Here is a 13,396-nt window from a genome sequence, read left to right as displayed (position 1 = left end):
TCGCGCGAGTTCCTGTCAGAGGCCCGCCCGGTGCGGCGCTCCGGGAAATTCGGACGGTCGAGGCAAGTTGTCGGGAGCTAGCCCCTGGCCGCCGACATCGCCACAGCGCGATTTCTTATCCAACAGGTCAGTCGGCCCATGTCAGTCCCAGCCGATTCGCCGAGAATTTTTTTTCTTACCTTAGGGGCTTTTATGACTAACGCAGCACACGACGGCGCCTACGTGGTGCCGTTTGAGCATCTGCGCATGACCGACGTTGAGTCGGTCGGCGGCAAGAATGCATCGCTTGGTGAAATGATCAGCCAACTGGCCAGCGCCGGCGTGCGCGTGCCGGGTGGTTTCGCCACGACCGCCTTTGCTTTCCGCGAGTTCCTCCAGCACAACAATCTCACCGAACGCGTTGCCAAGCGTCTCGAGGGTCTGGACGTCGATAACGTCAAGGCACTCGCAGAAGCCGGTGCCGACATCCGTCAATGGATCGTCGACGCGCCGCTGCAACCGCAGCTCGAAAAAGACATCCGCGAACAATTCGCACGCATCACGGCCGACCAGCCGGACGCGTCGTTTGCCGTGCGTTCGTCGGCCACCGCTGAAGACCTGCCCGACGCCTCGTTCGCCGGTCAGCAGGAAAGCTACCTGAACGTGGTCGGCATCGACAGCGTGCTCGATCGCATGAAGCACGTTTTCGCGTCGCTCTATAACGACCGCGCCATTTCGTACCGCGTGCACAAGGGCTTCACGCACGCCGAGGTCGCACTGTCGGCCGGCGTGCAGCGCATGGTCCGCTCGGACACGGGCGCATCGGGTGTGATGTTTACCATCGATACCGAATCGGGCTTCCAGGACGTGGTGTTCATCACGTCGAGCTACGGTCTGGGCGAGACGGTGGTGCAGGGCGCTGTGAACCCGGACGAGTTCTACGTCTTCAAGCCGACGCTCAAGGCCGGCAAGTACCCGATCATTCGCCGCACGCTGGGCTCGAAGCTCCTGAAGATGGAATTCACGCAACCGGGCGAACCGGGCCGTGTGAAGACCGTTGATGTGCCGATGGAACTGCGCAACCGCTACTCGATCACCGACGACGATTGCGTCGAGCTGGCCAAGTACGCGCTGATCATCGAAAAGCACTACGGCCGTCCGATGGACATCGAGTGGGGCAAGGACGGCAAGGATGGCAAGATTTACATCCTGCAAGCGCGCCCGGAAACGGTGAAGAGCCAGTCGGCCGGCAAGATCGAACAACGCTTCAAGCTCAAGGGCGATGCCCCGGTGCTGGCCACGGGCCGTGCCATTGGTCAGAAGATCGGCGCCGGTCCTGTGCGCGTGATCATGGACCCGAGCGAGATGGAACGTGTGCAGCCGGGCGACGTGCTCGTGGCCGACATGACCGACCCGAACTGGGAGCCGGTGATGAAGCGCGCTGCGGCCATCGTGACGAACCGTGGCGGCCGTACGTGCCACGCGGCCATCATCGCGCGTGAGCTGGGTGTGCCGGCCGTGGTCGGTTGCGGCGACGCCACCGACGTGCTCAAGGAAGGCGCACTGGTGACGGTGTCGTGTGCCGAGGGCGACGAAGGCAAGATCTACGACGGTCTGCTCGAGACCGAAGTGACCGAGATCCAGCGCGGCGAAATGCCGAAGATCCCGGTGAAGATCATGATGAACGTGGGCAACCCGCAACTCGCTTTCGATTTCGCGCAACTGCCGAACGAAGGCGTGGGTCTGGCCCGTCTGGAATTCATCATCAACAACAACATCGGCGTGCACCCGCGCGCGATTCTCGAGTACCCGAACATCGACGCGGACCTGAAGAAGGCGGTCGAGTCGGTGGCTCGCGGTCATGCGTCGCCGAAGGCGTTCTACGTCGACAAGCTGGCCGAAGGGATTGCCACCATCGCGGCGGCGTTCTACCCGAAGAGCGTGATTGTGCGTCTGTCGGACTTCAAGTCCAACGAGTACAAGAAGCTGGTCGGCGGTTCGCGTTACGAGCCGGATGAAGAAAACCCGATGCTGGGTTTCCGTGGCGCCTCGCGCTACATCTCGGAAGACTTCGCCGAAGCGTTCGCCATGGAGTGCCGTGCACTCAAGCGCGTGCGCGACGAAATGGGTCTGACGAACGTCGAAATCATGGTGCCGTTCGTGCGTACGCTGGGCCAGGCCGAGCGTGTGGTCAACATGCTCGCAGGTCATGGCCTGAAGCGTGGCGACAACGGTCTGAAGCTGGTGATGATGTGCGAAGTGCCGTCGAACGCCATTCTGGCCGACGAGTTCCTCGAGTACTTCGACGGCTTCTCGATCGGCTCGAACGACCTGACGCAGCTCACGCTGGGTCTGGACCGCGACTCGGGCATGGAACTGCTGGCCAAGGACTTCGACGAACGCGATCCGGCGGTGACCTTCATGCTCAGCCGTGCCATCAAGGCATGTCTGGCGAAGGGCAAGTACGTCGGCATTTGCGGTCAGGGTCCGTCGGACCATCCGGATCTGGCCGAATGGCTGGCGAAGGAAGGCATTGCGTCCATGTCGCTCAACCCGGATACGGTGGTCGAGACGTGGCAGCAACTCGCCAAGGTGTTGAAGTGATGTAACGGCGTCGGCGTCGTTTGGGAAGCGTCCGGTCCACGTGCCGGACGTCGCCCAAATGGCCGAGAGCCCCATGGGACGCGTGCGCTGACGGCCACGGTTTCATGCTATAAACCCCGGTAATACACCGGGGTTTTTTGTTTTTTGGGGATCGCAATGGAGCAGGCTTGGCTGTGGTTCGGCGTTGCCGGATTGACTGTAGTGCTGGAGCTTGCCAGCGGCACGTTCTATCTGCTGATGGTTGCGCTGGGCATGTTTGCGGGCGGTGTGGCGGCGCTGTTGGGCGTTAGTTGGCCGGGGCAATTGGTCGCGGCCGCCGTGGTGGCCGCAGTGGCGGTCTGGCTATTGCGGCGTAGCAAGTTCGGGCGTCGTCGCATCAAGGTCGATGTAACAGCTGATCCGAATGCCAATCTGGATATCGGCGAGCGTTTGCATGTCGAAGCGTGGCAGGCTGACGGCAGTGCGCGTACCAAGTACCGTGGCGCGGAGTGGGATGTCGAGTTGCTGCCGGGTGAGGCGCCGAGTGCCGGTTGGTTCGTGATCCGGGAAGTGCGGGGCAGCCGGTTGTTCGTGGTGCATGAAGTCGCCTAGGTCGGCATTCGGATGCATAGGAAAAGTCACTGATTTGATAGCGCGCCGGGCAAACGCGTTGCAGTGACCGTTACGATATTCGCCCCGTGTTTTTACGTGGCGGGGAACTAGCCGGCAGTATTCGCCGGCGCTTCAGGGGAAACCATGTTCGCTCTATCCAACGTCGCGTTCATTCTGTTCATCATTGCGGTCATCATCGCGGCGCGCTCGATCAAGATCGTGCCGCAGCAGCATGCATGGGTGGTTGAGCGTCTCGGCAAGTATCACGCCACGCTCACGCCGGGTCTGTCGATCGTCGTGCCGTTCGTCGATCGCGTGGCCTACAAGCATCTGCTCAAGGAAATTCCGCTCGATGTACCGAGCCAGATCTGTATCACCAAGGACAACACGCAGTTGCAGGTCGACGGCATTCTGTACTTTCAAGTCACCGACCCGATGAAGGCGTCGTATGGTTCGAGTAACTTCATCGTGGCCATCACGCAGCTGGCGCAGACGACGTTGCGTAGCGTGATCGGCAAGCTGGAGCTCGACAAGACGTTCGAAGAGCGTGGATACATCAATCACAGTGTGGTCAATGCGCTGGATGAGGCGGCATCGAACTGGGGGGTGAAGGTGCTGCGTTACGAGATCAAGGACCTCACGCCGCCGAAGGAAATCCTGCACGCCATGCAGGCGCAGATCACGGCTGAGCGTGAAAAGCGCGCGTTGATTGCCGCGTCGGAAGGTAAGCGTCAGGAGCAGATCAACCTTGCGTCTGGCGCGCGCGAAGCGGCGATCCAGAAGTCGGAAGGTGAGCGTCAGGCGCAGATCAATCAGGCACAGGGTGAAGCGTCGGCGATTCTCGCGGTGGCGGAAGCCAATGCCGAGGCCATTCACAAGATTGCGACGGCCATTCAGACGCAAGGCGGTATGGAAGCCGTCAACCTGAAGGTGGCCGAGCAGTATGTCGATGCGTTCAGCAAGCTCGCCAAGGCGGGCAACACGTTGATCGTGCCGGGCAATCTGACGGACATGAGCGGCATGATCGCGTCGGCACTTAAGATCGTGCGTGGCACGGAGGGTGGCTCGGGTGGCGGCGCAGGCGGTGGTGGCGCGGGTGCAGGTGGTGCTGGCGGCACTGGCGGTGTGGCGGGCTTTGGTGGCTCCAGCGTTCGCCGCTGATCGGCAGCGTTCACCCGCTGACTTGTTGGAAAGCAAAACGGCCCCGAGGGGCCGTTTTTCTATGGTGCCGCGTTAGTGCCGCGTTAGCGACGCTGCGGGTGCTGAGAGGGCGCCGCAAGGGCGCTGCACTTGCCGTCGCCGGTGGCCTCGCGAACCTCGTCAGTCTGCCGCGGGCGTCGGTGTGCGCATCAGGCGGGCTTTCTCGCGATCCCAGTCGCGTTGCTTTTCGGTTTCGCGCTTGTCGTGCTGCTTCTTGCCCTTGCCCAGTCCGATCTCGCATTTCACGAGACCTTTGCTGTAGTGGAAGTTCAGGGGCACGAGCGTGTAGCCGCGCTGCTCGACCTTGCCGATCAGCTTCTTGATTTCGTCGGCCTTGAGCAGCAGCTTGCGCGTGCGGACCGGGTCGGGCTTGATGTGCGTCGACGCCGTCTGTAACGGGCTGATATTTGCGCCGATCAGAAAGATTTCACCGTGTTTGACGACGACGTAGCCTTCCTTGATCTGCGCCCGCCCGGCGCGAATCGCCTTGACTTCCCATCCTTCGAGTACGATCCCGGCTTCGTATCGCTCCTCGATGAAGTAGTCGAAGAAGGCTTTCTTGTTGTCAATGATGCTCATGGATCCTTGGCGGGTAACTTGGTCGGACCCGGTGAGTCGGGCTCGGGTAAAATGCTGATTTTAACAAAGAGTCTCGGCAAGGGGCGGCCCACGACGCAGGCGTGTCGATTCTCGATCGAAACGCTCACGCGCAAACGCACACCTTGCCCGACAGACGATGGCCGAAGTCAGCAAAACCGTTCTCGTGCATTTCTCTGCTGAGCAAATGTACGATCTGGTGACCAATGTCGCCGATTACCCCAAATTTCTGCCTTGGTGCGGCGGTGTCGATATTCGGCACCAGGACGAGCACAGCATGGAGGCGTCGCTGCTCATTGACTTCAAGGGCCTGAAGCATTCGTTTGCGACGCGCAATATTCAGGAGCGTCCGCACTCCATTCAGATGACCTTCGTCGAAGGGCCTTTCAAGCGCTTCCATGGCACGTGGAAGTTCACACCGCTGCGCGAGAACGCCTGCAAGATCGAATTCGGCCTGCACTACGAGTTTGCGAATTTTCTGCTCGAAAAGGTCATCGGTCCCGTCTTCAGCCATATCGCGAATACGTTCGTCGATGCCTTCGTTAAGCGCGCGGAGGCAGTTTATGTCCGCTGAGATTGCCATCGAAGTTTGCTACGCGCTGCCCAATACGCAGGCCATCGTCGCACTCACGCTGCCGCAAGGCGCGACCGTGGGCGATGCCATCGAGCGCAGCGGTTTGCTGAAGCAATTCCCCGAACTGGATCTGGCTCGCATGAAAGCGGGCGTGTTCGGCAAGGTGCGGGCGCTTGATGCGGCCGTAGAAGCGGGCGACCGCGTGGAAATTTACCGCCCGCTCAAGGCCGATCCGAAACTGGCTCGCCAGCGTCGCGTCGACAAGGTTCGCAACGAGGGCAGCCGAGAGGGCCAGAAGTGGCTCGGGAGCCGTCGCGGCGGTTGATTCACCGCCGCAGTGGCCGCGCGTGAGGGCGGCCGGCTTCACGAGGGCGGCCGGCTTCAGATCCTTAGAAAATCTAGAGAACTCAACGCGCTCAGTGTGCGGAGCCACGCGCATGCAGCCGCACCGAGGCGCTCACCCCGGCCAGCAGCAGCACGACGGCGGCCACTTCCAGCAAGCGCGGCAACCGGTGTTCGTAGATGAACCCGTAGACCAGCGCAAACAGCGTTTCAAACACGATCATCTGACCCGACAGCGTCAGCGGCAGGCGCCGGCTGGCGGCATTCCAGAACGCGTTGCCGATGGTCGATGCGCCGACGGCCACGGCAATGTTCACCAGAATGAACATCTGCCAGTCGCGCGGCACATCGGCTGCCACCGGGTGCGGCAGCAGTACTGCGGGCACCGCCAGCGCGAGGGCCAGCACGCCCGTCGCGACACCCGTCAACAACGACCATTCCTGACTCGTAAAGTGGCCAAAGCGTGCCAGATAGCGTGCATTCGCGACCGCATACCAGGTCCAGCTCACCAGCGCCCCGACGGCGCAGAGAATACCGAGCAGCGTCAGCCGCCAGTCGCCACCATTGGCCGTGGCGTGCGCGAAGACATCCACATTGATGCAGACGATGCCAGCCGCCACCAGCGCCAGCGGCCCCGCCAGCCGCGACAGGGGCAGGGCGCCATGGTCCCGGCTGCCGACCAGCGTGACGGTCACGGGCAGCACGCCGACGATCAGCGACGCCGGGGCAATACCGGCCATCTGGACGGCGCCGGCGAGAAACAGGTAATAGATCAGATTCCCGACCAGACTCAGGCGGAACAGCGCACGCCAGTCATTGCCTGTGACCGAATGTCGCAGGCGCGCCCAGAGCGGGGCGAGCAGCAAGGCGGACACAAGGCCGTAAAGCACGTAGCGCGCAGCGGACAATTCGAGGGGCGAAAAGCCGGGGAGCAGGCGAGGGGCGAGAAACACCAGTCCCCAGAGGGCGCCTGCTGCCAGTCCGAAAGAAATGCCTTGGCCCATGACGTTCGCGCCTGTTGTCCGTAAAAGGGTTGGGGGATGACGGGGGTGTTAGCGGGTGAGGCTGACGGGCCGGTCGTGCCGACGATCAGTGCCATCCGGGAGGGCGCAAGAATAGCATGGCCCCCTCGGGCGTTAATTGTGGAATCCGGCACCCGGCCCGGTTGAGAAATTGATCGGGGAAAAAGCCCCTTGACATATGGGGTAGACGTGCCATCGATCGCGCGATTTCTGTATAATTCGGTTTTGCGCCTATAGGATTTGCCATGCGTCTGATCCAAAAAGCACTCACTTTCGATGACGTGCTCCTCGTCCCGGCCCACTCGGTCGTTCTCCCGCGCGACACCAGCCTGAAAACCAAGCTCACGCGCAACATCACTTTGAATATGCCTTTGCTGTCGGCCGCCATGGATACGGTGACCGAAGCTCGCTTGGCCATTGCCATGGCCCAGCAGGGCGGTATCGGCATTATTCACAAGAATCTGAAGCCGGCCGAGCAGGCGCGCGAAGTCGCCAAGGTCAAGCGTTTCGAGTCTGGCGTGGTGCGCGACCCGATCACGATTCCGCCGCACATGAAGGTGCGCGACGTGATTGCGCTGTCGAACCAGCATGGCATTTCCGGTTTCCCGGTGGTCGAAGGCGCGCAACTGATCGGTATCGTCACCAACCGCGACTTGCGTTTCGAGAAGCGTCTGGACGAGCCGGTGCGCGCGATCATGACGCCGAAGGACAAGCTGATCACGGTGCCTGAAGGCGCCTCGCCGGCCGATGCCGAGCATCTGATGCACAGCCACCGCCTTGAGCGCGTGCTGGTCGTGAACGATGCCTTCGAGCTGCGCGGCCTGATGACCGTCAAGGACATTACGAAGGCGACCGAGCACCCGCTCGCGAACAAGGACGAACACGGCAAGCTGCGCGTTGGCGCGGCGGTCGGCGTGGGCCCGGACAACGAAGAGCGCGTCGAACTGCTGGTAGCCGCCGGCGTTGACGTCATCGTGGTCGACACGGCACACGGCCACAGCCAGGGCGTGCTGGATCGCGTGCAGTGGGTCAAGAAGCATTTCCCGCAAATCGAAGTCGTCGGCGGCAACATTGCCACGGCAAGTGCCGCACTGGCACTGGTCGAACATGGCGCAGACGCCGTCAAGGTCGGTATCGGCCCGGGTTCGATCTGCACGACGCGTATCGTGGCAGGCGTTGGCGTGCCGCAGATCACGGCGATTGCTAATGTGGCCAAGGCGCTGAAGGACACCGGCGTGCCGCTGATCGCAGACGGTGGTATTCGTTACTCGGGTGACATCGCCAAGGCGCTGGCAGCCGGTGCGCACACCGTGATGATGGGCAGCATGTTCTCGGGCACGGAAGAAGCGCCGGGCGAAGTGTTCCTGTATCAGGGCCGTTCGTACAAGAGCTACCGCGGCATGGGTTCGGTGGGCGCGATGAAGGATGGCGCGGCCGACCGTTACTTCCAGGACCCGGCCAACAACGCCGACAAGCTCGTGCCGGAAGGTATCGAGGGTCGAGTGGCGTATAAGGGTAGTGTGCTGGCGATCATTCACCAGCTGACTGGCGGTATTCGCTCGTCGATGGGCTATCTGGGTTGCCCGTCGATCGAAGACCTGCACAATCGTGCCGAGTTTGTGGAAATCACGTCTGCCGGCATGCGCGAGTCGCATGTTCACGATGTTCAGATCATGAAGGAAGCCCCCAACTACCACGTGGAGTAATTGCCCATGAAGGCCATGTTGCGTACGGTACTGTTCCTCGATGCGGCGTTGAATCTGGCACTTGGCGTGCTGTTGATTGCGTCGTTCTGGTCCTCGCTGTACGCAGCCATCGAGGTGCCTGCGCCATCGCCTGTGCTTTATGCGCAGGCGTTGGGTGTGGCATTTATCGGTGTGGCCTGGCTGCAATGGCACGCCACCGTGAATGGCCAGTTGACATCGACCGTTGCGAAAGTGACGGGGCACATCAACTGGGTCATTGGTGCGTTCGTGCTGGGCTGGCTGATTTCCGGGCAATTGCCGGTCACGGGCGGCGGCAAGTTGTTGATGCCGGCGCTCGGTGCTGTATTGCTCGTGATTGGCGCAATTCTCGTCAAGCTGGCCTCCAGCGTACGCACGAAAGAGCGTGTGAAGGCGGCACAGCAGTCCACTGAGCGGGTGCGTGGCGGCGTCGTGACTGACGGCGCAGGCCGTGCATCACGTGATGCACGCGATGCACGCGACGTTCAGTACGACTACCCCGATGCCCGGGCCGACGAGGTCCGAGGCACGCGCGCTGAGCCGCGCATGGAGACGCCTCGCGGCGGCTCCGCACCCGCTACGCCGGTCGAGCCTGTAGGCGCCACCGGCATTGTCACGCCCGTGCCTTCCGCCACGGCGCCGACGTCCAACGAATCCACTTCATCCGTACCTCACGATGCACGACAAAATCCTCATTCTTGACTTCGGCTCGCAAGTCACCCAGCTCATTGGACGCCGCGTTCGCGAAGCGCACGTCTACTGCGAGATCCATCCGAACGACGTTTCGGACGAATTCATCCGCGAATTCAACCCGAAGGCCGTCATTCTGTCGGGCAGCCACGCGAGTACGTACGAAGATAAGGACTTGCGCGCACCGCAGGCGGTCTGGGAACTGGGCGTGCCGGTGCTGGGCATTTGCTACGGCATGTTTGCGATGACGGTGCAGTTGGGCGGTCAGGTCGAGGCCAGCGATCATCGCGAGTTTGGCTATGCCGAAGTGCGTGCGCATGCGCATACGCCGCTGCTTGAAGGCATTGAAGATTTCCGTACGGCCGAAGGCCACGGCATGCTTAAGGTGTGGATGAGCCACGGCGACAAGGTGACGCAACTGCCGCCGGGCTTCGAACTGATGGCATCGACGCCGAGCTGCCCGATTGCCGGCATCGCCGACGTGGCGCGCAACTATTACGCGGTGCAGTTCCACCCGGAAGTCACGCATACCGTGAAGGGCCGCGAGCTGCTGGAGCGCTTTGTGCTCCAGATCGCGGGTGCCAAGCCGGACTGGATCATGCGGGACCACATCGAAGAGGCCGTGAAGGCCATTCGCGAGCAAGTGGGCGACGAGGAAGTGATTTTGGGGTTGTCGGGCGGTGTCGATTCGAGCGTCGCGGCGGCGCTGATTCACCGTGCGATTGGCGATCAACTGACGTGTGTGTTTGTTGACCACGGTCTGCTGCGCCTGAACGAAGGCCAGATGGTGATGGAAATGTTCCAGGGCCGTCTGCATGCGAAGGTGGTGCACGTGGACGCGTCGGCGCAGTTCATGGGTCACCTGAAGGGCGTGACCGATCCGGAGCAGAAGCGCAAGATCATTGGCCGCGAGTTCGTGGAAGTGTTCCAGGCCGAAGCGAAGAAGCTGAAGAATGCGAAGTGGCTGGCACAGGGCACGATTTATCCGGACGTGATCGAGTCGGGCGGTGCGAAGACGAAGAAGGCGACGACGATCAAGAGCCACCACAACGTGGGCGGCCTGCCGGAGACGCTGGGTCTGAAGCTGCTGGAACCGCTGCGCGATCTGTTCAAGGACGAAGTGCGCGAGTTGGGTGTGGCGCTGGGTCTGCCGCACGATATGGTGTATCGCCACCCGTTCCCGGGCCCGGGTCTGGGCGTTCGCATTCTGGGCGAAGTGAAGTCGGAGTATGCCGACCTGCTGCGTCGTGCCGATGCGATCTTCATCGAAGAGCTGCGCAACACGGTCGAGCCGAACAGCGGCAAGACCTGGTATGAACTGACGAGCCAGGCGTTCGCGGTGTTTCTGCCGGTGAAGAGCGTGGGCGTGATGGGCGATGGCCGCACGTATGAGTGGGTGGTGGCACTGCGCGCCGTGCAGACGCAAGACTTCATGACGGCGCACTGGGCCCACCTGCCGCACGATTTGCTCGGCAAGGTCTCGAACCGCATCATCAACGAAGTGCGTGGCCTGAACCGGGTTGTTTATGATATTTCCGGTAAGCCGCCTGCGACGATCGAGTGGGAATAAAAATCTCCACGCAGTTAGGAGATTAGCTCCGTAGCAAATGAGAAACGGCTTGGCAATTGAATTGCCAAGCCGTTTTTTCATTTATTCCGCTCAGTAGTCCTCACTAATGCTGACTCGCTCGGCAAGAAAATCCAGCAGCGCTCGCACGCGCAAGGGCAGGTGTCCACCTTGGCCCACAAAGACCGCGTGAACCTCTTCCACTTCGCCCGGATTGAAGGCTTCGAGTAGCGGCACAAGCCTCCCAGCGGCGATGTCCTCTCGCACCTGAAACGCGGCAAGGCGTGCCAACCCCAATCCCGCAACTGCCAGACGGTGCAACGCTTCGCCATCGCTGGCTTGGGCATTGCCAGTGACGGGGAACACCGTGTCCGCACCATCAACGCGAAACGGCCAACCCGGCTGTGACCGGACGTAATTCGCCCCGAGCAGATTGTGCTGCTGCAACTCGTCCGGCGTTGTCGGCGTCCCGTGACGTTCCAGATAGCGGGGAGCGCCAACAATTGCCATCCGCGTCTGCCCGAGCTTGCGCGCCATGAGGCTGGAACTCTTGAGCGGACCCGCACGGACCGCGACGTCAGTACGCTGCTCAAGAATGTCGATGACTTCGTCAGTCAGCACGATGTCCAGCGAGACATCGGGATAGCGCTCAAGAAACTCAGGGACAAGCGGCAGCAGAAAGTGATGCGCGAACGGCACATTCGCGTTGACCCGCAGCCTGCCACGCGGCGTGACTTGCGCGCTGGCGTAACGTTCGGCTTCGTCCAGATCGGCCAACACCTGAATACCGCGCTCATAGAATGTGCAGCCTTCCGGCGTCAGTTGAAGCTGCCGGGTTGATCGGTTGATTAGCCGCGTCCCGAGCCGACCCTCCAACCGCCCCACGAGTTTGCTGACGGCGGACGGCGTCATCCCGCTGGCACGCGCCGCCGCCGCGAAGCCGCCAAGTTTAATCACGCGAACGAACACTTCCAGCTCGCCGGATCGGTTGACTTCAAGACGTGCCACGACGGCCTCCTCGGTGAATTCAACTCATGAATATTTGTACCGGGGACAGTCTAGTCCATATGTGTCGTTGAATTCATGATTAACACCTGTGCTGACATTGAATTCACCAATATGAAACTCGTCTCAAAATCCTCGACCAACGCGATGCTGGCCTTGGCGCTAACGGCTGGCGCAGCGGTTTCCTCTACGCAGGCAAGCGCTGCCGACGCCACTTGGATCACTACATGGACCGCCAGCCCGCAGCCCGTATGGGGCGCTGACTTCCTGTTTCCCACCAACATCCCCGCGACACTGCATGACCAGACCGTGCGTCAGGTGGCGCGCGTCAGTCTGGGCGGGAAGCGGGTACGCATCGTCTTGTCCAATGCGTACGGAAAGCAGCCGATCGTCGTGGGGAGGGCCACGATCGCGTTGCCGGCGGCGGATGGGGATGGCGGACTGATCAGCGACAGCCTGCGAACCACCACCTTCGGCGGGCACGAAACGGCCACGATCCTGCCCGGCGCATCGTTGGTCAGCGACCCCGTTGCGTTGTCCGTGCCCGCACTTGGGCAGGTGACGGTGAGCGTGTATTTGCCGGAGAACACCCCAGTGACCACCTTTCACTGGGACGGCCGCCAAAGCGGCTGGATCGTTGCCGGCGACCAGACGACGGTGGTGACACCGCCTGCGTCCGGACCGAAAACAGAAAGCATCACAACGCGCACGCTGCTGAGCGGGGTACTCGTCGAAGCATCGTCAACGACGAAAACGATTGCCGTGATCGGCGACTCCATCACGGATGGCGCGACCGCCAGCCTCGACAAGGACAGTCGGTGGCCCGATTTTCTAGCGACTCGCTTGGCGCCTTACGGCGTGGGTGTCGTCAACGCCGGCATCTCCGGCGCGCGGCTGTTGTCCGACGGTATGGGAACAAATGCATTGGCGAGAATCGACCGCGACGTGCTCGCGCAGCCGGGTGTGCAGAGCGTCGTCGTCATACTGGGCATCAACGACATCTCATGGCCGGGGACGGCCTTCGCGCCAACCAGCGCGCTACCGACATTCGACGCCTTGACGGCAGGCTACCGTCAACTGATCGCGCAGGCACACGACCGAGGCATTCGCGTGATTGGCGCGACGCTCACGCCGTTCGAGGGCGCGTTGCCCGGCTCGCCGCTCGACAACTACTACCAGCCGGAGAAGGACGCGCTACGTGAGCAGGTGAATGCGTGGATTCGCCATGGCGACGCTTTCGACGCCGTCATCGATCTTGACGCAGCACTGCGCGACCCTACGCACCCGTCACGCATGAATGCACGGTTCGATTCGGGGGATCACCTGCATCCCGGGGACGAGGGTAATCGTGCGATGGCAGAGACCGTTGATATTGACGCCTTGCTGCCCGGTATCGGTCTCACACGCCAAGCATTGGGTTCCGGCTCGGGTATCGTTCGGAAGTGACGGATGTGCCGTGTTTTAATCTCATCGGGGCACTAATTTAAGCGAAAATTCTCGC

12 protein-coding genes are annotated in these 13,396 nt (G+C 61.7%); 9 read left to right on the top strand and 3 right to left on the bottom strand.

Features of this window, described 5'->3' with window-relative positions:
- Window positions 1–192 precede the first annotated feature (192 nt).
- The 3 genes from ppsA (at window position 193) to AT302_RS14125 (ending at window position 4,335) form a co-directional block, all read left to right on the top strand.
- Entirely contained in the window at window positions 193–2,583 is a 2,391-nt protein-coding gene (gene ppsA, locus AT302_RS14135) for a phosphoenolpyruvate synthase (RefSeq protein WP_058378966.1), read from the top strand.
- A 156-nt stretch (window positions 2,584–2,739) separates the two neighbouring features.
- Entirely contained in the window at window positions 2,740–3,174 is a 435-nt protein-coding gene (locus AT302_RS14130) for an NfeD family protein (protein ID WP_058378965.1), read from the top strand.
- 144 nt (window positions 3,175–3,318) lie between these two features.
- Window positions 3,319–4,335: an SPFH domain-containing protein gene (locus tag AT302_RS14125; protein WP_058378964.1), complete on the top strand. Its 1,017-nt coding sequence runs from the start codon at window positions 3,319–3,321 to the stop codon at window positions 4,333–4,335.
- A gap of 159 nt (window positions 4,336–4,494) precedes the next feature.
- Here the strand turns inward: AT302_RS14125 and smpB are convergent, their stop codons facing one another.
- Window positions 4,495–4,953, bottom strand: coding sequence for an SsrA-binding protein SmpB (smpB, locus tag AT302_RS14120; RefSeq protein WP_058378963.1), 459 nt, complete (start codon window positions 4,951–4,953; stop codon window positions 4,495–4,497).
- 157 nt (window positions 4,954–5,110) lie between these two features.
- Between smpB and AT302_RS14115 the strand changes: the two genes are divergently transcribed.
- Window positions 5,111–5,545, top strand: a complete 435-nt coding sequence (locus AT302_RS14115; protein WP_058378962.1) for a type II toxin-antitoxin system RatA family toxin — start codon at window positions 5,111–5,113, stop codon at window positions 5,543–5,545.
- The gene (locus AT302_RS14110; RefSeq protein WP_058378961.1) at window positions 5,535–5,870 is read left to right on the top strand and encodes an RnfH family protein; all 336 of its coding nucleotides are present in this window, start codon (window positions 5,535–5,537) and stop codon (window positions 5,868–5,870) included. Before AT302_RS14115 ends, AT302_RS14110 begins: the two co-directional genes overlap by 11 nt.
- A 91-nt stretch (window positions 5,871–5,961) precedes the next feature.
- On the opposite strand, the gene AT302_RS14105 is transcribed toward AT302_RS14110, so the two are convergent.
- Window positions 5,962–6,891 (bottom strand): DMT family transporter, encoded by a 930-nt coding sequence (locus tag AT302_RS14105; protein ID WP_058378960.1) that lies wholly within the window; start codon window positions 6,889–6,891, stop codon window positions 5,962–5,964.
- A 263-nt stretch (window positions 6,892–7,154) separates the two neighbouring features.
- Here AT302_RS14105 and guaB point away from each other — a divergent pair, with 263 nt between their 5' ends.
- The 3 genes from guaB to guaA are packed head-to-tail and all read left to right on the top strand — an operon-like array spanning window position 7,155 to window position 10,893.
- On the top strand, window positions 7,155–8,615 hold the full coding sequence (guaB, locus tag AT302_RS14100; protein ID WP_058378959.1) for an IMP dehydrogenase: 1,461 nt from the start codon (window positions 7,155–7,157) through the stop codon (window positions 8,613–8,615).
- Window positions 8,616–8,621: 6 nt separating this feature from the next.
- Complete coding sequence (locus AT302_RS14095) at window positions 8,622–9,335, top strand: hypothetical protein (RefSeq protein WP_058378958.1); 714 nt, start codon at window positions 8,622–8,624, stop codon at window positions 9,333–9,335.
- Entirely contained in the window at window positions 9,310–10,893 is a 1,584-nt protein-coding gene (gene guaA / locus AT302_RS14090; RefSeq protein WP_058378957.1) for a glutamine-hydrolyzing GMP synthase, read from the top strand. The genes AT302_RS14095 and guaA overlap by 26 nt, the downstream gene beginning before the upstream one ends.
- Before the next feature lie 90 nt (window positions 10,894–10,983).
- Here guaA and AT302_RS14085 read toward each other — a convergent pair whose 3' ends face one another.
- The gene (locus AT302_RS14085; RefSeq protein ID WP_058378956.1) at window positions 10,984–11,898 is read right to left on the bottom strand and encodes a LysR family transcriptional regulator; all 915 of its coding nucleotides are present in this window, start codon (window positions 11,896–11,898) and stop codon (window positions 10,984–10,986) included.
- A gap of 111 nt (window positions 11,899–12,009) precedes the next feature.
- Between AT302_RS14085 and AT302_RS14080 the strand changes: the two genes are divergently transcribed.
- Window positions 12,010–13,341, top strand: a complete 1,332-nt coding sequence (locus AT302_RS14080; RefSeq protein ID WP_237171930.1) for an SGNH/GDSL hydrolase family protein — start codon at window positions 12,010–12,012, stop codon at window positions 13,339–13,341.
- The last annotated feature ends 55 nt before the right edge of the window (window positions 13,342–13,396 follow it).

The organism is Pandoraea norimbergensis (assembly GCF_001465545.3).
Classification (GTDB): Bacteria; Pseudomonadota; Gammaproteobacteria; order Burkholderiales; family Burkholderiaceae; genus Pandoraea; species Pandoraea norimbergensis.
This window is presented reverse-complemented; position numbering and strand designations above follow the sequence as displayed.

Coding starts and splice junctions, on each gene's coding strand:
- ppsA (WP_058378966.1), top strand. CDS start 193: ATGACTAACGCAGCACACGACGGCGCCTACGTGGTGCCGTTTGAGCAT.
- AT302_RS14130 (WP_058378965.1), top strand. CDS start 2,740: ATGGAGCAGGCTTGGCTGTGGTTCGGCGTTGCCGGATTGACTGTAGTG.
- AT302_RS14125 (WP_058378964.1), top strand. CDS start 3,319: ATGTTCGCTCTATCCAACGTCGCGTTCATTCTGTTCATCATTGCGGTC.
- smpB (WP_058378963.1), bottom strand. CDS start 4,953: ATGAGCATCATTGACAACAAGAAAGCCTTCTTCGACTACTTCATCGAG.
- AT302_RS14115 (WP_058378962.1), top strand. CDS start 5,111: ATGGCCGAAGTCAGCAAAACCGTTCTCGTGCATTTCTCTGCTGAGCAA.
- AT302_RS14110 (WP_058378961.1), top strand. CDS start 5,535: ATGTCCGCTGAGATTGCCATCGAAGTTTGCTACGCGCTGCCCAATACG.
- AT302_RS14105 (WP_058378960.1), bottom strand. CDS start 6,891: ATGGGCCAAGGCATTTCTTTCGGACTGGCAGCAGGCGCCCTCTGGGGA.
- guaB (WP_058378959.1), top strand. CDS start 7,155: ATGCGTCTGATCCAAAAAGCACTCACTTTCGATGACGTGCTCCTCGTC.
- AT302_RS14095 (WP_058378958.1), top strand. CDS start 8,622: ATGAAGGCCATGTTGCGTACGGTACTGTTCCTCGATGCGGCGTTGAAT.
- guaA (WP_058378957.1), top strand. CDS start 9,310: ATGCACGACAAAATCCTCATTCTTGACTTCGGCTCGCAAGTCACCCAG.
- AT302_RS14080 (WP_237171930.1), top strand. CDS start 12,010: ATGAAACTCGTCTCAAAATCCTCGACCAACGCGATGCTGGCCTTGGCG.